At 64.9% G+C, this 21021-nt stretch carries 18 protein-coding genes and 1 tRNA gene; 11 read left to right on the forward strand and 8 right to left on the reverse strand.

Features of this window, described 5'->3' with window-relative positions; translation table 11 throughout:
* Positions 1–149: 149 nt before the first annotated feature.
* Complete coding sequence (locus VSH64_RS48290; RefSeq protein ID WP_326569453.1) at positions 150–788, forward strand: nicotinamide mononucleotide transporter family protein; 639 nt, start codon at positions 150–152, stop codon at positions 786–788.
* Here VSH64_RS48290 and VSH64_RS48295 read toward each other — a convergent pair.
* From VSH64_RS48295 to aceE, 3 genes are all read right to left on the reverse strand, one after another.
* A complete protein-coding gene (locus tag VSH64_RS48295; protein WP_326569454.1) occupies positions 769–2382 on the reverse strand; it encodes an L-lactate permease in 1614 nt (537 codons plus the stop codon). The genes VSH64_RS48290 and VSH64_RS48295 overlap by 20 nt on opposite strands.
* A gap of 230 nt (positions 2383–2612) precedes the next feature.
* Entirely contained in the window at positions 2613–3824 is a 1212-nt protein-coding gene (locus VSH64_RS48300; protein WP_326569455.1) for an alpha-hydroxy acid oxidase, read from the reverse strand.
* Between the two features lie 173 nt (positions 3825–3997).
* Positions 3998–6793, reverse strand: a complete 2796-nt coding sequence (gene aceE / locus VSH64_RS48305; RefSeq protein WP_326569456.1) for a pyruvate dehydrogenase (acetyl-transferring), homodimeric type — start codon at positions 6791–6793, stop codon at positions 3998–4000.
* A gap of 431 nt (positions 6794–7224) precedes the next feature.
* Between aceE and VSH64_RS48310 the strand changes: the two genes are divergently transcribed.
* From VSH64_RS48310 to VSH64_RS48320, 3 genes are all read left to right on the forward strand, one after another.
* Positions 7225–7656: a DUF3052 domain-containing protein gene (locus VSH64_RS48310; protein WP_326569457.1), complete on the forward strand. Its 432-nt coding sequence runs from the start codon at positions 7225–7227 to the stop codon at positions 7654–7656.
* A 75-nt stretch (positions 7657–7731) separates the two neighbouring features.
* Positions 7732–8193, forward strand: coding sequence for a peroxiredoxin (locus VSH64_RS48315; RefSeq protein ID WP_326569458.1), 462 nt, complete (start codon positions 7732–7734; stop codon positions 8191–8193).
* A 46-nt stretch (positions 8194–8239) separates the two neighbouring features.
* Positions 8240–8314 (forward strand) — tRNA-Val (locus VSH64_RS48320).
* Positions 8315–8383: 69 nt separating this feature from the next.
* On the opposite strand, the gene VSH64_RS48325 is transcribed toward VSH64_RS48320, so the two are convergent.
* Together VSH64_RS48325 and VSH64_RS48330 are read right to left on the reverse strand one after the other, a co-directional pair.
* Positions 8384–9739: a recombinase family protein gene (locus VSH64_RS48325; RefSeq protein ID WP_326569459.1), complete on the reverse strand. Its 1356-nt coding sequence runs from the start codon at positions 9737–9739 to the stop codon at positions 8384–8386.
* Between the two features lie 495 nt (positions 9740–10234).
* Positions 10235–10684 (reverse strand): hypothetical protein, encoded by a 450-nt coding sequence (locus VSH64_RS48330; RefSeq protein WP_326569460.1) that lies wholly within the window; start codon positions 10682–10684, stop codon positions 10235–10237.
* A 413-nt stretch (positions 10685–11097) separates the two neighbouring features.
* Here VSH64_RS48330 and VSH64_RS48335 point away from each other — a divergent pair, with 413 nt between their 5' ends.
* The 3 genes from VSH64_RS48335 to VSH64_RS48345 are packed head-to-tail and all read left to right on the forward strand — an operon-like array spanning position 11098 to position 12461.
* A complete protein-coding gene (locus VSH64_RS48335) occupies positions 11098–11781 on the forward strand; it encodes a hypothetical protein (RefSeq protein ID WP_326569461.1) in 684 nt (227 codons plus the stop codon).
* Between the two features lie 36 nt (positions 11782–11817).
* Positions 11818–12087 carry a hypothetical protein gene (locus VSH64_RS48340; RefSeq protein ID WP_326569462.1) on the forward strand — a complete coding sequence of 90 codons (270 nt, stop codon included), beginning with the start codon at positions 11818–11820 and terminating at the stop codon, positions 12085–12087.
* Positions 12087–12461: a hypothetical protein gene (locus VSH64_RS48345; protein WP_407655618.1), complete on the forward strand. Its 375-nt coding sequence runs from the start codon at positions 12087–12089 to the stop codon at positions 12459–12461. The genes VSH64_RS48340 and VSH64_RS48345 overlap by 1 nt, the downstream gene beginning before the upstream one ends.
* Positions 12462–12467: 6 nt before the next feature.
* Here the strand turns inward: VSH64_RS48345 and VSH64_RS48350 are convergent, their stop codons facing one another.
* Together VSH64_RS48350 and VSH64_RS48355 are read right to left on the reverse strand one after the other, a co-directional pair.
* The gene (locus VSH64_RS48350; protein ID WP_326569464.1) at positions 12468–13235 is read right to left on the reverse strand and encodes a hypothetical protein; all 768 of its coding nucleotides are present in this window, start codon (positions 13233–13235) and stop codon (positions 12468–12470) included.
* A gap of 5 nt (positions 13236–13240) precedes the next feature.
* Entirely contained in the window at positions 13241–14116 is an 876-nt protein-coding gene (locus VSH64_RS48355) for a hypothetical protein (protein ID WP_326569465.1), read from the reverse strand.
* Between the two features lie 219 nt (positions 14117–14335).
* Between VSH64_RS48355 and VSH64_RS48360 the strand changes: the two genes are divergently transcribed.
* From VSH64_RS48360 to VSH64_RS48375, 4 genes are all read left to right on the forward strand, one after another.
* The gene (locus VSH64_RS48360; protein ID WP_326569466.1) at positions 14336–14515 is read left to right on the forward strand and encodes a hypothetical protein; all 180 of its coding nucleotides are present in this window, start codon (positions 14336–14338) and stop codon (positions 14513–14515) included.
* A gap of 334 nt (positions 14516–14849) precedes the next feature.
* Positions 14850–16571 (forward strand): ATP-dependent nuclease, encoded by a 1722-nt coding sequence (locus tag VSH64_RS48365; RefSeq protein ID WP_326569467.1) that lies wholly within the window; start codon positions 14850–14852, stop codon positions 16569–16571.
* Complete coding sequence (locus VSH64_RS48370) at positions 16568–18331, forward strand: ATP-dependent helicase (protein WP_326569468.1); 1764 nt, start codon at positions 16568–16570, stop codon at positions 18329–18331. Before VSH64_RS48365 ends, VSH64_RS48370 begins: the two co-directional genes overlap by 4 nt.
* Before the next feature lie 828 nt (positions 18332–19159).
* Complete coding sequence (locus VSH64_RS48375) at positions 19160–20275, forward strand: hypothetical protein (protein ID WP_326569469.1); 1116 nt, start codon at positions 19160–19162, stop codon at positions 20273–20275.
* 152 nt (positions 20276–20427) lie between these two features.
* Here VSH64_RS48375 and VSH64_RS48380 read toward each other — a convergent pair whose 3' ends face one another.
* Positions 20428–20979, reverse strand: a complete 552-nt coding sequence (locus tag VSH64_RS48380) for a carboxymuconolactone decarboxylase family protein (protein ID WP_326569470.1) — start codon at positions 20977–20979, stop codon at positions 20428–20430.
* Positions 20980–21021: the final 42 nt, after the last annotated feature.

Below are 21021 nucleotides of genomic sequence, written 5' to 3' on the forward strand. Positions count from 1 at the left end.
CCGGCGCGGTTCGACAGGCCCGGTGCATCGGGTGGGCACCGGGCCTGTCCGCGTGCCGGGATCGTGTCGCGTGCCTCACATCCCGGGGAATCCCTCGCCCGCCACCGGTGTTCTCGCCAAGGTCACTGGGGGACGAGAGAGGTGCGGACGTGGACTTCCTGCTGCAGCACGGTGTCACGGTGTTCGGCCAGTGGATCTCGATCGCGGAGCTCGCGGGGCAGGTGCTCGCGCTCGCGGTGGTGTTCCTGGCCGACCGGCGCACGCTGTGGACCTGGCCCGTGCAGGTCGGCGCAACGATCCTGCTGTTCTCCGTCTATGTGTCGGCCGACCTCGGCGGCCTGGCCAGCCGCCAGATCGCGATCCTGTTGATCTCGCTCTACGGGTGGTGGGCGTGGCGCCGGCGCACCGATCCCGTGAACGGCGTGGTGGTGCGCACCGCGCGCCCGACCGAGCGGTGGGTGATGCTTGGCGCGTTCGTGGCCGGCACCGTGGTGATGGCCCTGGTGCTGCAGGCGCTGCACGCGTCGTGGGCGCCTTGGCCGGACGCCGCGATCTTCGTCGGCACGCTCGTCGCGTTCGGTGCGCAGGGCGCGGGGCTGGTCGAGTTCTGGGGTGTGTGGCTGGTGGTCGACGCGATCGGCGTGCCGCTGCAGATCTCCTCGGGCCTGTACTTCTCCGCCGCGATCTACGTGGTGTTCGCCGGGCTGGTCGTGCACGGCTGGTGGAACTGGAACCGCTCGGCCAAGCGCGTGGCCGCGAATCGGGCGGTCACGGCAGCATCCAGCTGAGCACCGGCGTGCTCTGCCCGAGCACGATGAGGCACATCACCAGCAGCAGCCCCAGGCTCCACGGCAGCACCTTGCGCAGCAGCTTCCCCTCCTCGCCGGGCAGGTTCGCCGCGACGCAGGCGATGGTGAGGTTCTGCGGCGAGATCATCTTGCCCAGCACCCCGCCGGAGCTGTTGGCCGCCGCGAGCAGGTCGGCGGGCAGCCCCGTCTGGTGCGCGGCCGTGACCTGCAGGGCGCCGAAGAGCGCGTTGGCCGAGGTGTCCGATCCCGACACGGCGACGCCGAACCAGCCGAGCACGGGGGAGAGGAACGCGAGCCCGGCGCCGGCGGCGGCGATGAACGTGCCGATGGTGCTGGTCTGGCCGGACAGGTTCATCACGTAGGCCAGCGCGAGCACCCCGGTCACCGTCACGATCGCGAAGCGCAGTTCCTTCACCGTCGCCAGCCATTCGCGCCCGGCCGTGCCGCCGGCGACCTTGAGCGCCACGAGCGTGAGCAGCCCGGCGATGAGCACGAGCGTGCCACCGGTGTTGAGGAACGGCAGCGAGAACGTGTTGCCGGACACCGCTTTGCCGTCCGGGCCGTGCACGTCGAGGCCGAACCAATGGAATTTCCAGGTGGCCGCGTCGAGCAGCTTCTTGATCGGCGGCACCTGCGCGAGCGAGAAGATCACGATGATCAACGCGTACGGCAGGTAGGCGCGCACGACCTCGCCGCGCTCGTCGGGCCGGTCGAGCGTCGCGGTGCGCGTGCCGGTGAGCACCTGCGCGCGGACCTCCTCGGGCACCGCGCGGCGCGTCATCGGCAGCGCCACGAGCGCGGCGGCGCCGGCGAGCGCCGCACCGATGTCCGCCAGCTGCGGTGACACGTAGTTGGACGCGAGGAACTGCACCACGCCGAACGCGACGCCGCACACCAGCGCCGGCACCCACGTCTCGCGCAGGCCGCGCTTGCCGTCGACGATGATCACCAGCAGCAGCGGCACGAACAGTGCCAGCAATGGCGTCTGTCGGCCGACGATCGAGGACACCTGCTCCAGCGGCAGACCCGAAACCTGGGCCAGCGTGACCACCGGGGTGCCCATGGCGCCGAACGCCACCGGCGCGGTGTTCGCGACCAGCGCCACCACGGCGGCCTTGCCCGGCTTGAACCCGACGGCCACGAGCATCACCGCGCTGATCGCCACGGGCGCGCCGAACCCGGCCAGCGCCTCCATCAGCGCGCCGAAGCAGAACGCGATGATCAGCGCCTGCAGCCGCGGGTCGTCGGAGATCCGGCCGAACGAGCGGCGCAGCACGTCGAAGTGCCCGGTGCGCACGGTGATCCGGTACACCCACAGCGCGTTGACCACGATCCACAGGATCGGGAACAGGCCGAAAGCCGCTCCTTGCAGCGCACCGGAAATCGCCTGTCCCACCGGCATCCCGTACGCGGCGATCCCCACGACGAGCGCCACCGCGAGGCCGATCAACGCGGCGTGGTGCGCCTTGGTCCGGACCACCCCCAGCAGCACCAGCACCACGGCCAGCGGCACCACCGCGACCAGCGCCGAAAGTCCTAAACCACCGAGTGGAGCCAGGTCCTGCACGAACACGCCGACCTCCGAGGGGGGACCGCCGTTTCCGGATCGCGGAAACGGCCTTTCACGAGGTGGCAGAGATACTCGTCACAGACCCACCGGTACGTCAACCCGGTGTCGCACGTCTGGACCAATGCGTGGGACGTCCCCAATGTGGCGTTGGGTGCGTTGGGCGCAACGAATGTGGCGTTCGGTGCAGTCGACGCAACGAACGCCACATTGGGGGGGCCGAGTGCCAGAAGGGCCTAGCGAAGGGTGACGTGTGAGGGGCGCAGGTCTTCGACGCGGCGCACGCCGAGCAGCTGCATGGTCCGGATCATTTCCGTGCGCAGGATGTCGACGCAGCGCTGCACCCCGCGTTCGCCGCCGGCCATCAGGCCGTAGAGGAACGCGCGGCCGACGAGCACGAAGTCGGCGCCGCGCGCGATCGCGGCCACGATGTCGCCGCCGGAGAGGATGCCGGTGTCGACCCACACCTCGGCGTTGCCCTGCAGCTCGTCGAGCACGGCCGGCAGCAGCTCGAGCGGCGTCGGCGCGCGGTCGAGCTGGCGCCCGCCGTGGTTGGACAGGACCACGCCGTCGGCGCCGTGTTTCACCACGTCGCGCGCGTCGGCCACGTTCTGCACGCCCTTGACCACGAGCTTGCCGGGCCAGGTGCGGCGCACCCAGTCGAGGTCGTCGAAGTCGAGCGTCGGGTCGAAGAGCTGGGCCAGCAGTTCGGCCACGGTGCCGTCGAAGTGGTTCAGGGAGGCGAAGCTCAGCGGCTCGGTGGTGAGCAGGTTGAACCACCACGCCGGGTGCATCGCGCCGTCGGCGAACGTCTTGAGCGTGAGCGCCGGCGGGATCGTGAGGCCGTTGCGCACGTCGCGCATGCGCGCACCGGCCACCGGGGTGTCGACGGTGAGCAGGAGCGTGTCGTAGCCGTTCTCCCACGCGCGATTCATCAGATCTTCGCCGGCGCCGTGGTCGCGCCACACGTAGAGCTGGAACCACTTGCGCGCCTCGGGCGCCGCCACGGCGAGGTCCTCGATCGAGGTGGTCGCCATCGTCGAGAGGCCCATCGGGATGCCGTTGCGCTGCGCCACGCGGCCGACGGCGCTCTCACCCTCGTGCTGCATCATGCGCGTGAAGCCGGTGGGCGCGAAGCCGAACGGCAGCGCCGAGGTCTTGCCCAGCACCGTCCTCGTGGTGTCCACATCGGACACGCCGCGCAGCACGTTGGGGTGGAACTCCACGCGCCGGTAGGCCTGGCGGGCGCGCAGCAGGCTGTCTTCGAGCTCGGCCGCGCCGTCGGTGTAGTCGAACGCGGCGCGCGGCGTGCGCTTGCGCCCGATCATCCGCAGGTCGGCGATCGTGTGCGCGTTGGCCAGGCGCCGTTCGGTCGGGTTGAGCACGATCGGCTTCGGCCGCAGGATCTGCTTGAGTTCACTCGGCCGCGGCAGACGACGCTGGGTCACGCGCGATCACCCTTCCTCAGGCGCTGGCGGCTCTCAGGCGTGGAAAGTGTCCTGAGAGCTTGGATACATCCGATGTCTAGCTTAGTAGGCCGGGGTCCGGACGCGGCAAGACCCTCCGGGCCATTGTGCGGCCCGGAGGGTCTTGCTGCGACCAGTGCTGACGCGACCGATGCTTACGCGTTGCCCGAGTCCGACGTCTGCGGCCCGGCGGCCGTGATGTCGTCGAGCCGGTAGCGGCGCACCGCTTCGGTCACCTTGTCCTGCGCCACCTCGCCGCGCTTGGCGAGCGCCGTGAGGGCGCCGACCACGATCGACTGCGCGTCCACGAGGAACTTTCGCCGCGCGGCCGGGCGGGTGTCGGAGAACCCGAACCCGTCGGTGCCGAGCGTGAGCATGTCGGTGGGCACCCACGGGCGGATCAGGTCCGGCACCGCGCGCATCCAGTCCGACACCGCCACGACCGGCCCGTTGACCCCCGAGAGCGCCTGCGTGACGTAGGGCACGCGGGGGCTGTCGGCCGGGTGCAGCAGGTTGTCGTGGTCGATCTCCACGGCCTCGCGGCGCAGCTCGGTCCACGACGTGGCCGACCACACCGCAGCGCGCACGCCCCACTCGTCGGCCAGCAGCTTCTGGGCCTTGAGCGCGTCCGGCATGGTGACGCCGGACACGAGGATGTGCGCCTCCGGGCCGTCGCCGGCCGGAGCGTCCGCGTACTTGTAGAGACCCTTGAGCAGGCCGTCGACGTCGAGGTTCTCCGGCTCGGCGGGCTGCTGGTAGGGCTCGTTGTAGATCGTGAGGTAGTAGAAGATGTTCTCGCCGTTGCCGTGCGGCCCGGTCTCGCCGTACATGCGCCGCAGACCGTCGCGGACGATGTGGGCGATCTCGAACGAGTACGCCGGGTCGTAGGCCACCACGGCCGGGTTGGTCGCCGACAGCAGCAGCGAGTGCCCGTCGGCGTGCTGCAGGCCCTCACCGGTGAGCGTGGTGCGGCCCGCGGTGGCGCCGAGCACGAAGCCGCGGGCCATCTGGTCCGCCGCCGCGTACAGGCCGTCGCCGGTGCGCTGGAACCCGAACATCGAGTAGAAGATGTAGATCGGGATCATCGGCTCGCCGTGCGTGGCGTACGAGGTGCCGACGGCCGTGAACGACGCGGTGGAGCCCGCCTCGTTGATGCCCTCGTGCAGCAGCTGGCCCTTCTCGGACTCCTTGTAGGCCAGCATCAGGCTCGCGTCGACCGACGTGTACGTCTGGCCGTGCGGGTTGTAGATCTTGGCCGTGGGGAACATCGAGTCGAGACCGAACGTGCGGGCCTCGTCCGGGATGATCGGCACCACGCGCTTGCCGATTTCCGAGTCCTTCGCGAGCTCGCGCACGAGCCGGACGAACGCCATGGTGGTGGCGACCTCCTGCTTGCCCGAGCCCCGCCGGATGCCTTCGTAGACCTTGTCGCCCGGCAGCACCAGCGCCTTGGCGTGCTTCGGCCGGCGCTCGGGCAGGTAGCCGCCCAGCGCCTTGCGGCGGCCGATCATGTACTCGATCTCGGGCGAGTCGGGGCCCGGGTGGAAGTACGGCGGCAGCTTCGGGTCGCGCTCGAGCTCGGCGTCGCTGATCGGGATGCGCTGGGCGTCGCGGAACAGCTTCAGGTCGTCGAGCGTGAGCTTCTTCATCTGGTGCGTGGCGTTGCGGCCCTCGAACGCCGGGCCCAGGCCGTAGCCCTTGATGGTGTGGGCGAGGATCACCGTCGGCTGGCCGTGGTGCTCCATGGCCGCCTTGTACGCGGCGTACACCTTGCGGTAGTCGTGACCACCGCGCTTGAGGTTCCAGATGTCGCCGTCGGAGAGGTCCTTGACCAGGTCCTTCGTGCGCGGGTCGCGGCCGAAGAAGTGCTCACGCACGTACGCGCCGTCGTTGGCCTTGTACGTTTGGTAGTCGCCGTCCGGCGTCACGTTCATCAGGTTGACCAGGGCGCCGTCGCGGTCGGCGTGCAGCAGCGAGTCCCACTCGCGGCCCCAGATGACCTTGATCACGTTCCAGCCCGCGCCGCGGAAGTACGACTCGAGCTCCTGGATGATCTTGCCGTTGCCGCGCACCGGACCGTCGAGCCGCTGCAGGTTGCAGTTGATCACGAAGGTCAGGTTGTCGAGGCCCTCGCCGGCGGCCACGTGGATGAGGCCGCGCGATTCCGGCTCGTCCATCTCACCGTCGCCGAGGAACGCCCACACGTGCTGGTCGTTGGTGTCCTTGATGCCGCGGTCGCGCAGGTAGCGGTTGAACCGCGCCTGGTAGATGGCGTTCATCGGGCCGAGGCCCATCGACACCGTGGGGTTCTCCCAGAAGTCCGGCATCAGCCGCGGGTGCGGGTACGACGGCAGGCCGCCGCCCTCGCCCGCGTGGCTGTACTCCTGGCGGAAGCCGTCGAGCTGCTGCGCGGACAGGCGGCCCTCGAGGAAGGCCCGCGCGTACATGCCGGGGGAGGCGTGACCCTGGAAGAAGACCTGGTCACCGCCGCCGGAGTGGTCCTTGCCGCGGAAGAAGTGGTTGAAGCCCACCTCGTACAGGGCGGCCGAGGACGCGTAGGTCGAGATGTGCCCGCCGACGCCGACACCGGGCCGCTGCGCGCGGTGCACCATGATCGCGGCGTTCCAGCGGATGTAACGGCGGTAGCGGCGCTCGATCTCCTCGTCGCCGGGGAACCACGGCTCGTTCTCCGTGGGGATGGTGTTCACGTAGTCCGTGGACGTGAGCGCGGGCACGCCGACGTTGCGCTCGCGGGCTCGCTCCAGGATGCGCAGCATCAGGTAGCGGGCGCGCTGCTGGCCACCCCTGGCCAGGGCCTCGTCGAAGGAGTCCAGCCACTCGGCGGTCTCCTCCGGATCGATGTCGGGCAGGTGTGCCGCGAGTCCGTCACGGATGACACGTACGCGTGCCGGGGTCTCCTTGCCGGAGGCGCCGTCGTTCTGCGGGGCCAAGGGGTCTCCTTGTAGCTGGTTGTAGCCGTTGTAGCTGCTGGGCGGGAGTGCACGCCGAGTTCCATCGTCGTCCCCGGCCCGGCTCCCGTCACCTTTACTGCCCGGTAACAAGGGTCGCCCCGAGTGCGTCACTCCCCGCGCGCGGTGTATCGCGCGCGCGTTTTCTTCTCCACAACACTAGAGGAGAGGTTTCCGGGGGTTGCCGGAGCGGTCGTGCGACACTGCCCACAGGAACCTGTCCCGGGGGCACCGAAGGCCCCGGGGGGCCACCACGCTGCGACACGACTTGTCAAAGATCCGGTGTGGACGGTTGCGCGCAGCGCCGCGCCAGTGTTCGCTATCGACAACCGTGTACCCGAGTGTGGTGGCCGGCGCAGGTTCAGCTGCGTGCCAGACCACCGCGCTCCGTCGTAGTTGGAGGAGTGGAAGCAGTGGTCGCCGCGGGAGACGCAGGCACTGCCGGCGTCGCCGAGAGCCTTGGCATCAAGCCGGACATGGTGGTCCAGGAGATCGGCTGGGACGAGGACGTCGACGAGGACGTCCGCGCGGCGATCGAGGAGATCGGCGCCGAACTCCTCGACGAGGACGCCGACGAAGTCATCGACGTCGTGCTGCTGTGGTGGCGCGAAGACGACGGTGACCTGGGCGACGCCCTGGTCGACGCCCGAGGGCCGCTGGACGAGAACGGGGTGATCTGGGTCCTGACCCCCAAGACGGGACAGCCCGGACACGTCGAGCCCAGCGAGATCGCCGAAGCCGTGCCGCAGGTCGGTCTGTCACAGACCGCCAACATCAGCGTGGGAGCCGACTGGCTCGGCACGCGCCTCGTGTCGCCGAAATCCTCGAAGGCGAAACAGCGGTGAACCCGGACCTGCGCCAGTGACACGATAGGGTTGTCGGCGCAGGTTTCGTGATCGCTTTCGGAGAGGATTCGCCGCATGGCCGTCGAGGTCGGTACGCCAGCCCCGGACTTCACGCTCAACGACTACAACAAGCAGCCCGTCACGCTGTCGTCGTTCAAGGGCGACAAGCCGGTGCTGCTGGTCTTCTTCCCGTTCGCGTTCAGCGGGACCTGCACCGGCGAGCTCTGCCAGCTGCGCGACGAGTTCGCCGACTACGACACCCAGGGCGTGCAGATCCTCGGCGTATCCGTCGACGCGGTCTTCTCGCTCAAGGTCTGGGCCGAACAGCAGAACTACCAGTTCCCGCTGCTCTCGGACTTCTGGCCGCACGGCGCGGTCGCCCAGTCGTACGGCGTCTTCAACGACAAGGCCGGCATGGCGGTCCGCGGCACCTTCCTCATCGACACCGACGGCATCGTCCGCTTCGCCGAGGTCAACTCGCCCGGCGAAGCCCGCGACCAGTCGGCGTGGAAGAAGGCCGTCGCCGCACTGGCCTGATGGATTTCCCCGGCGGATCTGGCTTCGTACGCCGGATCCGCCGGCGGGGCGCATAGCTCAGCGGAAGAGCACTCGGCTTACACCCGAGCGGTCGCAGGTTCGAACCCTGCTGCGCCCACCAGGTTTGTCTTATTCACACCGTTAGCAATGAAAACAGCGTCACGATCCGTGGCGCTGTTTTCGCGTTCTGTCACGACGTGATGCGCGTCACGATATTCGCCGAATGCGCCGATGACGCCGTGGGGCGTGGCGGCGGTGGCGTGCAGGCGGCCAGCCCGTCCGTCTCGTCTCCGGCGACTTGGGGCGGAATCGTGGCCGTTTGGTGCGGAGCCATCGCTTGGACGAGAGTCGGTGACATGAGCGTGGCAAACGGCTCGTTCAGCTCGACTTGTTCGACGCTGCCGTCGTGCCCGATGAACAGCTTGGCGAAGAACCCTTGGTTGGTCTGGCGCCGGACGTTCTCGTCGGCGGTCAGGTAGGCGCGGTGACAGTGGCCGGCGGCCACCAGAGCAGCTGACAAGGTGGCTTCGACCTCCGTGGTGGTCGCGCGAGCCGCCTTCAGCTCGACTTCGGCCTCGGTGAGGGCGCGAGTCAAGCGGCTCATCTCAGCGCCGAGGAGATCGCCGGGCACGTGGCCGGCGTAGTGCGCCTGTAGGAGCTTTTGGCGCTCGTCGTTGAGCTGCGCTTGGCGCCTCTCGGCTCGGGCGGCTCCGGCTTGTGCCTCGGCCTGCTGGGTGGCGAACTCGTTGCGTACACCCGTTTGGATGAGCTGGACATGCTCGGCTTTGAGTTCGAAGCGGCGATAGAAGTCGGCGATGCCTTGCTCGATGCGTTCGACTCGCATGCCGGGGCGGCGGCAGTTGTTCGCCCGCGTCCGCTTCTTGGCGCAGTGGTAGTACGAGTATAATCCGCCGTTGCCCGCGCTCTGCGAGAAGACCAGCCGTCCGTGGCAGTCCGAGCAGTAGATCGTGCTGCGCAGGTAGTGCGAGTGCTTGCGGTCTCGGTCGCCAGTCTGGGTGCGGGCGGCGAGCTGATCTTGAACGGTCAACCAGACCTCCTGTTCGACGAGCGGCTCATGTTTGCCCTCGTAGTGGATGCCTTGGTAGGAGATGATGCCCATGTAGTACGCGTTTTTGAGCATCGAGTACATCGTCGTCAGGCCGACCTCGCCGGCTGGAGTGCTGTGTCCGGGCTTGCTCGTGAGGCCCTTCGCCTGCGCTTCAAGCACGAGATCGGCGGCGTTCCACTCGCCGGTGGCGTACTGCTCGAAGCACCACCGCACCAGTTCGGCGCGGTCTGGATCAGGAATTACGCGAGCGACCTCAACGCCGTTGATCTTCACTCGGACGTTCAGGTAACCGAGTGGTGCGCGGAACGGCGTGCCGCCCTCCTCGGCCTTGCGCAAGAGACCCTTCATGACCTCCTGGGCGAGGTTGCGGGAGTAGAACTCCGCGATCTCCGCTAGGAGGCCGTACAACAGCCGGCCGCTCGGCGTGTCGTCGATGTTCTCCGTGCAGGAGACGAGCTTGGCCCCACTCCGGCGCAAGAGCAGGTGCTGGCACGTGGAAGCCAGACCGCTTGACCGCGAGCCGTCGCATGGGTGCTTTGCCCGAGGGGCCGGCTGGCCGGGGTCAGGGTTCCAGCTGAGGCGTCGTGGAGCAGGTCACCTGGCGGAGCCGCGAAGCCGCCCGGACCACCGGGCACCTCCAAGCCGTGCAGGGCCCAGCCGAGCAGGGTGGCTAGCTCGCTGGCGTTGGTGATGCAGGAGAACGACCGCACCCGGCCCATGACGCGGATCAGGCGATCCGCCGTCTTGCTCGGCTGTGGTGACGCGTAGATGCGCGTGTGCGAACCACTGGCCAAGCCCAGCGCGGAGACGGCCGGGCGGAGCAGCTAGGCGGCCCGCTTCGGGTGGTCAGCGACCGCGCCGAGCCCACCGCGCACTCCGAGAAGAGGTTCGGCCAGCTTGGTCTTCCAGCCTCGTTGCTCGTCGCTGGTCGGTTCACGGGGCGGCACCCAGCCCAGCCATTCCAACGGCGACTCACTGACCGGAACTTGCGTTGAACGATGGCTTGGTCCGACCACCCAGCTCACCCACAACGGCCTCTCTCGGTCGCAGCGACTCCCGCAGCTGTACGAGCCCGGCCGTGACACCAGCTGAGGTATCCAGCCGGACGGGGTGGATCTTGTTCGTCAGGTGAACTTCGCGGGCCGTGACCGGCGCCGGCCGATCCGGCACGTCTGTCTCCAGGAGCGCCATGTCGGGCAGTTGGGCGACGAGCTCTTGTGGCAGTGACCCAGCGATACGGGGTTCGACGCCGAGCAGCCAGCGCACCCGGTCATGGGCGAACCAAGCTTCGAAGACGACGAGCGGTTGCAGTCGGCGAAGGCCGTGCTGCGGCCGATCGGCCAGCACGCGGCACATGGCGGTCAGGTCGGTCGGCGTGCCGTTCCGCGGCGGGATTGCTTCGAACCATTGGAGGTCAGTCATGCGTCACCTCCTGGTCCGCCGGCTGGCTACCGGTCTCGGAGCGACGCTCCGTGCAGAGCTGCTGTCGAGCGATGGCGATACACGCCCGAGCCAGCTTCCGGACAGCCGGATGGCTGCGCTCTTGCGCGGTGACGCGAATAGGTTGTTGTGAAGCGGGATCGGGCATTCAAAACCCCCTTTCTGTTAGCTCGAGGGGGGCGTGTGGCCGCATCTAACCAGCCGTGCTTGACGACTGGCACGGATGGGCATGTAATAAAAGATGCGCGACAGCCCCTCGCTTCGAGGCTTCTGTTGTGTGATACCTGAGCCTACCTACCAGCACTAAGTGACTCGTAGATGACTAGATCTCATCCGCGTGTCGCGCTGGTGGCGGCTCAGGGTTTTTATTTTGGCGCATGTGGGCAGGGAGAACCATGGCGGACTTTCCGAACACGTGCCGAACAGATTTCGGAATCTCCGGCGAAACGCCAGTGGCAGGAGTGCCGAGGTATCAGCTATTAGCGGCGCGGGCCGCAGCTACCGAGTACGACCGATTGAACGCCCAGCTGTGGCAGGTCTTCTCCCGGTCCAAGTCCAAGCAGCTGGCGCTACCCGTCGTGCGTAAGCAGCTCGGTGTCCTGACGGCTGCGCTCCAGCAGCGGCAGACCTCGGCAGTGCGGCGACAGCTGTGCATGGCGGCCGCCGACCTGTTCCAGCTGTGCGGCGAAATCTTCTTCGACGGCGACCAGTACACGGATGCTGCCCAGCGCTACGCCCTGGCGGCCAGTGCCAGCAAGGAGGCGGCCGCCTTCGACCTGTGGGCCTGCGCCATGACCCGACACGCCTTCATCGGGGTGTACGAGCGCCAGTTCGACCAGGCCGCTCCACTGCTTGAAGGAGCTGCATCCATCGCCCGCCGCGGCGACCCGGAGCTGTCCACCCGCCACTGGGTAGCGGCAGTCCAGGCTCAGACCCACGCCGGCCTCGGCAACCTGGCCGCGTGCGAGCAGTCGCTGGCCACGGCTGAAGAGGTCACGAGCTTGGATGGTTCGGTGCGCACCAGCGGCTGGCTGCGCTTTGAGGGCTCGCGCCTCGCCGAGGAACGTGGAACCTGCTAAGTCGAGCTCGGCCGCCCGGACCTGGTCGAAGCCACGTTGACGGACGCCCTCTACCAGGACATTTCCCCACGTCGCCGGGGTAGTGTCCTGACGGACCTGGCCACGATTGGCGTCCAGCGGCGCGACACCCACCAACTCGTCACCTATGGCAATGCCGCGCTCGACGTGGCGCGCCAGACCGGCTCGGCTGGGTACGTCGGCCGCAAACTGGCCGTGCTCCGTCCGCAGTTGGCCCCATTCCGAGCCGACACCCACGTTCGCCACCTTGAGCAGGAGATTGCCCGGCTCAAGGCCGTTCCCGCCTGATGAAGGAGTTCTCGTTGTCCGAAGAGCACGGCCGCATCTTCCGCGAAGCCTGGATCGCGGGCGTCACGAAGCACTACGCCGGTGAGCCGAAGCCCGGCTACATCGCGCCGTGGGACGAGACGCCCGCCTGGGAACGCCAGAGCGCGGCGGCAGTGTACGAACAGGTGGCAGCCTTCATCCAGGCGACGGCCGGCGCGGCCACGAAGCTGACCCGCGAACAGAAGGGCCGCTTCGTATCGTTGTGCTGGATTGGCCAGATCTACAAGCACATCCCTGAACCGAAGCCCGCCTACGTGGCCGACTGGGCCGACCTGCCGGACTGGCAGAAGCAAACGGACATGGAGATCTTCGAGCGGATCGAGCAGCTCACCTAACCGCAATCAGGGCGCGACCTCGTTCGCTATCTTCTCTTCGATTCGATTTATGCCCAGGTCGGTAATATACCACCGGCTACTTCGAGTAACGATCTGACGATATTTTCCTGAAGACAGTTTTCCGAGTGCGCGACGAATGCCAGACGCGTCTTTGGGAATCCTGGTGGTGAGATCGTTCGTAGCTAAGCCCTCTTCGGCGTACAGGAGGTGCGCGAGCACCTCTTCCTCCGCTGTAAAGCTGATCGACTGCAACAAAGGAGTATCAACGTAGGTGCGGATTAGCGGCTGAGGAAACCTTGCAAGGTTCCGGATGGCACTTGCAACCTCCTCGGGTTTCGACTTGATGAATATTCTAATGAACTCCGCCAGTACCCATCGTGCTGACTCGATAATAAGGCGCGAGTCAATCTCGTTGGCCGTATAGGTCGGCGATACGTGGACCGCGCCGCGCTGACTGCGAAGCTTATAGATAGAGCGTATTACTTTGGCGAAATGAATTGCAGCTTGCTTTTCGGGAAAGTTGTGAGCAACCTGGCCGTTGTCAACGTACTTCAGGCAGTCGTCGACCGATTTGGTTAGAGACAAGTTGCCCGAGTCGGCATGATAGACGATGCGAGCGGAAACCTCGGCGAACCGACCACCATCGAGCTCCGTGTACTTCCACCGTCGAAGCAAGAACGACTCTTCTAGCGACCTAGCTTCCTCGATGAGCTGGGCAGCAAGCGTCGGATCTATCTCTTTTGCGAGGGCGGTCGAGAGGTCGTTAGGAAGCATACGATTCAATCCTTCAGACCCTTGAGGTACTCTTCACCCGCGGGGAGAATGCGGATCTTGTCGTCCTGCAGTGTGCGGTTTACGTAGCCCGCCTTCTTGTGCTGACGAACGTTGCCTGCAATGTTGTTGGCGGGTATCCCGTCTCCAAGGTGGTCGGTCAGCCAGACCACCTCTTGGTTGGTCAACGATGGCACGCCCTGCAGCTTTGCCGCGTTGATCGCCCAGAGAAACTTGTCGCTCTTCTTGGTCAGCTTATGGTAGTCGCCGTAACCCTCGATGCTCGACGAGAAGCTCTCAATGGATTTGAAGACTTCCGGTATGTCCTTAGACTTTCGACCAGTCTTCCCATTGGGTTGGCGCTGCTTCGAGCCATTTCCTCGACTAGTCCGAATGCCATCGAAACCCGACTCAAGGACACTTAGCGCTTTGCCCACCACGTAGTATTCCCCGCGTGTGTCAGACTCGGTAATCCAGCCAGCCTTAATAGCTCCATCAAGGTCGCGAGAAATATTCCCGGGGATAGGTTCGCGAGCCTGCCTGAAGAGCGGCTTTATATCTTCGGTTGTAAAAGTTTCTCGCCCACCCTGCTGAGCGATATAGAGGGCAAATGCGACTATTCGCTCAGGGTTGGTCTTCGCTCCAGATAGCTCCAAGGCCTCGCGCGGACTTGACAAGCCCCCGGCAGCTGGAGGCGCCGCGATTTGCAGAGGCTGCGGCGACTGCTTCGGGGGCAGCAGTAGGCTCTCCATTCCCTCGGGCGGATTCCCCGAAAATGAATCTATGAAGGCAATTATCTGTGCGGCCTGTGTGGCCGTAATCTCCTGCTCAAACGATACTCGCCCTGAAATGGAAACTTTGGTTGGTTGGATTACGTCACTCATGCAGGCATTATACACGACGTAGTGATGTACTACATCGGTACAAGAGCTGGTCGGCCGCCCTGTCGGTTAATGCTCGCCGAAGCTCATCGAAAGCGCGTTAATGGCTTACCGCTTGACTGTCGACCTCGCCGGCTTGTTGGCCAGTTTGAGCCTGATCGCTTGAACGGTTCAACCGTTCGAGATCTTGCTTCCAGAGTCGCAGGGCGCTGAGCTGGAGCGATGAGCGATGACGACGAACGGTCGCACAATCAAATCAATGTGATCCTTCCCGTCGAACCGCCGGAGCTGACGCCAGCCGCTGCCCGCGCCCTGCTCGCCATACTTATCGAGCTATCCGACAAGAAGATGACGCAGGTGGCCAAGCTGCAGGGCAATGGAGAGAAAGAGCTGATCACCTAGCGCAATAGGTTCTCTGGTCCACTGTCGGTGGCTGGATCCGGGCAATCCTGGCGCTGGTTGACCGCTGTTCGGGCGGTCGAGCAAGTGTGTGGGCTTATAGCTCCGGCTGAGCTGCCGGGACACTGCAACACCTCCTCGGTCATGTGACCTCGGGCTCGAACCTCTGTGCGACTATTTCTAGGCGTTACGTTCCCGATCGGGTGAGGGACGGGTCATTGCCGTAACAACTCACAAGATCGATCCGACCCTCAGCGTTAGAGCAAAGCTAGGCGCAGCGGACGCTGTACGGTCAGGCCGCCGCCTCGTATACTGGCGAGTAGTAAGTGGAGAACCGATGCGCATCGACCGCTTTAGGGTCAAGAATTTCCGCAACCTCGCCGAGGTGGACCTGGCGCTTCAAGCCGGAACGGTGATTGTTGGCGAGAACCGTGCTGGCAAGAGCAACCTTGTGCATGCCTTGCGTCTTGTGCTTGACGGCTCGCTGTCCTACGCGGATCGCCAGCTCGCGCGCGAGGACTTTTGGGATGGTTTGTCAGACGGATCGGACGGCTGGGACCCTTTCGTTCAAGGTCACGTCATCGAAGCGTCCATTGAGATTGTCGAGTTTGAGGACGACAGAAAGCTTGCGGCAGCACTTGCGAATGCGCTTGTGGCGGAAGAGCCAATGCGTGCTCGCTTGACCTATCGATTCGCTCCGGTTGACGATGGCGAAGAGGTCCAGAAGTCGCGATACCGCGGAGCCGTTTATGGTGGCACTGGGGACGGCCGCATTATTTCGTCTGAGCTGCGTAGTTACTTGCACCTGGTCTTCTTGCATGCGCTGCGTGATGTCGAAGCGGACATCAGGAATTGGCGACGATCGCCTCTTCGCGCGTTGCTTCTAGCGGCAGCGTCGGCTGCCTCTGAGGAAGACCTCGGTGACGTGCGTGAGGCAATGCAGGACGCCAATGACAAATTGAACGGCCTCGAAGTAGTCAAAGGTCTTAGTGAGTCCATTGGGCAGCGCCTGGTTGAGATGGTTGGGGCAAATCAGGCTGTAAGTACCGAGCTGGCTGCTGCTCCAGATGATCCTATGCGATTGATTCGCGGAATGCGACTGTTCGTTGACGGCGACGCGCATCGAAGTCTGACAAGTGCAAGCCTTGGTACCCTAAATGTCCTTTATCTCGCCTTGCAAGAGTTGGGGTTGGACGCCCGAATGCTCGAAGAGGCTGACATTGCCCATGTGGTAATGGCCATCGAGGAGCCGGAAGCTCATTTGCATCCGCACCTGCAGCGCCTTATCTTTGGACGGCTGCTGGACAGTAATCGGTACGCCAATACTGTGCTCGTGACGACGCAGTCACCGCATATCGCCAGCGTTGCGGACCCTCGTAGCTTGGTTGTTCTTCGAACATGCGAGAACCGGACGGTGGCTGCTGCAGCAAGCGACGCTGAACTCGCTCGCGTCGAGTGGGATGATATCGCTCGGTACCTTGATGCGACGCGCGCTGAGCTTGTGTTCGCGCGCCGGGTTCTCTTGGTCGAAGGCTTTGCTGAACAGGTGCTACTGCCGAAGCTGGCGGAGTCGCTCGAAATGAACCTCGATAAACTTGGCATATCAGTCTGCGCTATCCATGGCACCCATTTTGGCGTGTATGTGCATCTCTGTGAAGCCTTGCGGATTCCGTGGGCAGTGCTAACTGATGGTGATATAGATGAAGATGGTGTCCGACAAGGAGATAAGCGCGCGGTAGAATTATTGGGAGGGTTAGGGGTCTCAGGTCAGCCTGTTGAACACGGTATATTTGTTGGCAGTCGAACCTTTGAGCACGACTTACTGGCGGCTTCTGCGCAGAATCTGGCGGCTGCGTTCGATAGTCTTAAGGAACTGTGCAAAGCGCCGTCTGTTGCGAAAATCGAAGGTTGGAGTGGTCGGGACCCCGGCTACGACGAGTTCATGGGCATGATCAACAACGCGGGAGGTAAAGGTCGCTACGCTCAGCGACTAGCGCTCCGCCGCGTTGCCCCGCCTGCCTATATCGCTGACGCGCTCCGATACTTGGAGAGCCAGTGAGTGCGCTAAGCAAGTCGATTGCAGATCTCAAAACCAACGATCGGCAATGGGATGCCTTCAGTGCTGAAGGTCATACTGTGGTATTGGCACCGCCCGGGAGTGGCAAGACGAAGCTCTTGGCCACTCGGCTTGCGAGCGACTTGCTGAACAAAATATCGAAACCGCAAGGGGCGGCGTGTATCACGCTGACCAATGCTGCGGCTGATGAGCTGCGTAGGCGAGTTGAGTCGCTCGGTGTCGAAAGTCGGGCGAATCTATTTGTTGGCACGGTGCATGGCTTTGCTTTAGGTAAGATTATCGAGCCCTTTGCTGTCGTTGTCGGCCGACCAGAACTTGCTCATATTTCGATCGCCAGTAAGAGTCAGTGTGATCAAGCCATGCGAAGTGCTATTGCTGAAGTTCTCCGCGGTGAGGACACGCGAAGTGCTGAGTCAACGATCAAGATTAATCGGCAGCGACTAGCGACCGATGAGGACTGGGCTAAATCGGGGGCCAAGATCCGTGAAGTAGCTCGGCGTTACGAAGGGTTGTTGCACGAGCAAGGATTGCGCGACTTTCCTGAACTTATTGCCGTTGCGGTTGAGATGGTAGAGAAGCACGAGACTATTCGGCGCATGCTGGTCGCGCAGTATCCGCATATCTATGTTGATGAATATCAGGATTTGGCGCCTGGTCTTGATAGACTCGTAAAGGCATTGTGCTTTGATTACCGGGTCAACGCCGACTTGTTTGCTGTTGGCGATCCTGATCAGGCTGTATTTGCATGGACGGGTGCCAGGCCGGAGTTGCTCCATGAGCTTGCGAGGCGCTCCGAAGTTCAGCCGGCAGTTGAGCTGGAATACAACTACCGTTGCGGTGAGGAGATAATCCGCATAGCCAACCTAATGCGACGGGGAAGGCCGCCCATTATTGGACGGCAGCGTCACGGCGGCCATGTTTCGGCGACAAGATGCACAGGTGGGCTGTCGGACCAGTATCGGCACGTAGTCGAGCAGGTCCGTCAGGCTGTGTTTGGTGGAGTTTTGCTTCATGAGATCGCGGTTCTGGCTCCGCAGAGGCAGCAGTGTGAAGCTGTAGCAGGGGTCTTGCGCGAGAGCGGTTTTCCCGCATTTTTTCGCGGTGATGCATATCGATTGACCGTTGTGACTGGATTCATTGAGGCCTGCGCCGCTTGGGCGACGGCTGGCAGGGAAACTAGTCACTATCGGCTCGGCGATCTTTTGCAAACGTGGCGTACCATTCTAGGTGGCCGCTGGACTCGCAAAGACGATATAGCGCTTACTGAACTTCTGATGGATGTCACGGATCGTGCAGATGATGCGGCAGTCGCTTTCATAAATGAACTTTTGGATTGTGGTCTGCGGCGCGCACTCGGCCAAGTGTCATTGGCTGAAGAAGCCCTTGAGGTGGGGCGCATGGGTGACGCACTCTCTTCTGGCGAGTTGTCGGGTCTGACCGTTCGTGGGCTTGCTGAACGCGCGCTGAAATGGGATCGGGTTGAAGTGACGACGATGACTTCCAGCAAGGGCCTGGAGTTCGATGTCGTGTTACTGCTTGCCGCGGATGAGCAGAGTATACCAAGTTACCTATCGATAAACGATAGCTTGCAGTTGGCCGAGGAGCGTCGGAAGTTTTACGTTTCGATCACTCGTGCACGTAAAGAAGTGCGAATATTCTATTCAGGGTTCGTTGTGACCAAGTTTGGACGTCGGATCGATGTTGAACCGAGTAGGTTTCTTAAAGAGATTGGCTTGGTTTAGGGCGGTAGTCGGTTCGGGTCGTAACGGCTGAGCGTCGGCCGCCTGCTCTCAGTTGCACTCCGCTACGCAGTAGGTGTGTCCGGATCGTCGTATCACTGACTCTGTACAAGCCGGCAGGATGTTCCAGGGTTGCACCATCGCGGTACAGCCGCCCAGCCTCGGAGATCATCTCGGCTGTCAGTACAAGCTGTCGGGTGTCCACGCCGCGCAGCTCAAGGTGACGGCCAACGGTAGACCGGGCGCTGCCGAAGCGAGCCGCGAGCTGGCGGACGGTGGCTCCAGAGCGGTAGCCCTCGACCAGGGCGTCAACCTCGGCACGCCGGAGTTATCGGGCGCTTCGCGGCCGAGCGAGTACGGTGCGGGAGAGTTCCGGCAGTTCAGGCCACCTGGCAGCCAGTTTCAGCAGTCGTTGAACTGGGCGCGAAGGGTGTGTGTAGACCTCAACGTCGCCCACCCGCTTCTCTGGGTGGAGTGTGCCCGCGGAAAGCGCGGGCCGGGTCGAAGCGGGGCGTCTTTTGCGGGTGCAACCCCCAAACCCCGCCCGGAGGGGCTTCGCCCCCCGGACCCCCCAACCGGTGGTCGCCTTCGTGGGTGCGTTCGGCGTGATGCGGCAGGCCACGGACCCGTCTTCGCTGGTGTACAGCCTCTCGAAGCCCGGTTCCCTGGGTGGAGGGTGCTCGTGGAGTGCGCGTGCCTTGGGTGGGGCGCCTGACCGGAGTGGTTGTAACGGTTGGTGGTCGGTGGGGAGCGGGGCGTGGTCGGCCGTGGCGCAGGGTCTTAGGGTGGGGTGGCGTGGCCGGAGGGGTCCTGGTCCGTGGGGGTGGGCAGGTGGACGCGCAGCGGGCGTATCGACGGGTCAGTTCGACGTTCGGGATTGCCGTGCTGGTGTTCAGCACGATGGTGGGCACGTTGGTCGTCGCCGAGACAGCGCTGAAGCGGGCGAGCGTCGAGTGGACATCGGCGTTGGTCGTGGCGGGCATCGCGGCGGTCGGCGTGGTGGTGCTCCGAGCGGTGCGAAAGGTGGCGTCGGCGCGGTACGTGGACGCGTCGGTGCGGCGGGGGCGCGTGGGGTTTTCGCCGGCGTTTCCGCTCACGCTGGCCGCGTGGTTGCTGACCGCGGTGGGTTTCGGGGCCGTGGCCGGCACCGCCGTCGTCGACAGCGCTCTCGATGAGGCGAAGTCGCGGGCGAGCCTCCAGGCGTACGCGGACTTCCCGGACCCCATCCTGTTCCTGTTCGCGGGACTCGTGCTGCTGGCGGCGGCGGGGTACTACTCGTGGCGCTTCCGGGAGCGCCACGAAGTCCTGCAGCTGGAGGCAGCCGGCATCGTGGTCCTGAACGAGCCCGAGCCGCCGAGGCCGATCAAGGCGACTCGGCTCTGGCTCGTCGGCACCCTCGTCGACGCCCTGCTGTTCGCCGGCGCGATCGTGCCCCGCCTCTTCACCGACAACGACCGCCCCACCTCGGACGAACTCCTCACCGGCGGCTTCGGCGTTCTCGCCGGACCTGCGGTCGTGAGCTTCTCGATCCTGCTGCTCATGATGGCCAACTGGTCCACCCGCCGCTCCGCCTGGCGCGCCGTCTCTCGCCCGACGTCCCTCGGCGCCATTGCCCTGGTGCTCATCGGCGTCGCCCTCGACCGAGGTGCCGGCCTCGAGGTCGTCGGCGCCGTCGTCGGTTGCTCCGGCATCCTGCTCGGCTCGATCACGTGCCTCAACATCATGACCCGCGGTGCCCAGCCGTGGATGGGCCTGCTCTACCTCGCCGGCAACTACGTCTACGGCTACCTCACCGCCCCGAACGGCGACTACGCCCTCCCGCAAGGCATCACCGGCTGGATCATCGCGATCCTCGCCGCGGCCTTCGCCATCCGTGAGGCGTACAAGCACTACCGGGAGTGGACCGAACTCACTCCGCCCGGCTTCGCGCCCGCGCCCCCGTACTGACTCCCGCGCCATCCTGTGTCGACCCGTCTCCGGTCGGGCCTGCCCCCTCGACAAGCCCGACCGGACCCCCGGTGACGGGTGAACGTTGTTCAGGAGGCGTGGGGGCGGCGGGGGATACGTCGAGGGGGTGCGGCAAACGGGTGAATGTCAGCTCAGGCGGCGATCCAGGCATGGGCGGCCAGGGTCGGGTGCAGGGGAGCGTCGACGAGGCGGTTGGCGAAGGTGGACAGCGTGTAGGTACCGATGCCCAGGACCACTTCCAAGGCTTGCCGGGGCGTGTAGCCGGCGGTGAGGAAGGCGTCCAGGTCGGCGGGCGGGACCGCGCCGGTGGTGGCGAGCGCGGAGAGTACGAAGAGGCGCAGGGCTTCGAGGCGCGGGTCCGGCAGGGGTGTGGACGAGCGGAGCGCCGAGATCAACGGCGCCGGCGCGTCGAGGTGGACGAGTTTCGCGGTGTGCAGGGCGACGCAGAAGTGGCAGCTGTTGCGCGTGGCCACCACGAGGATCAGGGTCTCGCGTTCCAGCGGCGACAGCGTGGTGGTCTCGAACAGGGTGCTGAGCTTGAGGAACCCGTTCAGCAGCTCCGGCGACGTCGCCAGCCGCGCGACGGCGGCGGGCAGCGAGCCGAACTGTGCTTCGGTTGCCGCCAGGGCGCGGCGGGCGGCCGGCGGGGCGGTCTCGGCAGTGTGCTCGGGGAAGTGCGGCACGGAACCCTCCTGGGGTAAAGTCGTCAACGTGGTTGTCGAATT

The sequence above is a fragment of the Amycolatopsis rhabdoformis genome (assembly GCF_035918295.1).
Classification (GTDB): domain Bacteria; phylum Actinomycetota; class Actinomycetes; order Mycobacteriales; family Pseudonocardiaceae; genus Amycolatopsis; species Amycolatopsis rhabdoformis.

Excerpts from the sequence above, each read along its gene's own strand:
- VSH64_RS48330 (WP_326569460.1), bottom strand. The coding sequence starts at position 10,684 with ATGACTGACCTCCAATGGTTCGAAGCAATCCCGCCGCGGAACGGCACG.
- VSH64_RS48345 (WP_407655618.1), top strand. The coding sequence starts at position 12,087 with ATGAAGGAGTTCTCGTTGTCCGAAGAGCACGGCCGCATCTTCCGCGAA.
- VSH64_RS48355 (WP_326569465.1), bottom strand. The coding sequence starts at position 14,116 with ATGAGTGACGTAATCCAACCAACCAAAGTTTCCATTTCAGGGCGAGTA.
- VSH64_RS48335 (WP_326569461.1), top strand. The coding sequence starts at position 11,098 with ATGGCGGACTTTCCGAACACGTGCCGAACAGATTTCGGAATCTCCGGC.
- VSH64_RS48315 (WP_326569458.1), top strand. The coding sequence starts at position 7,732 with ATGGCCGTCGAGGTCGGTACGCCAGCCCCGGACTTCACGCTCAACGAC.
- VSH64_RS48360 (WP_326569466.1), top strand. The coding sequence starts at position 14,336 with ATGAGCGATGACGACGAACGGTCGCACAATCAAATCAATGTGATCCTT.
- VSH64_RS48350 (WP_326569464.1), bottom strand. The coding sequence starts at position 13,235 with ATGCTTCCTAACGACCTCTCGACCGCCCTCGCAAAAGAGATAGATCCG.
- VSH64_RS48365 (WP_326569467.1), top strand. The coding sequence starts at position 14,850 with ATGCGCATCGACCGCTTTAGGGTCAAGAATTTCCGCAACCTCGCCGAG.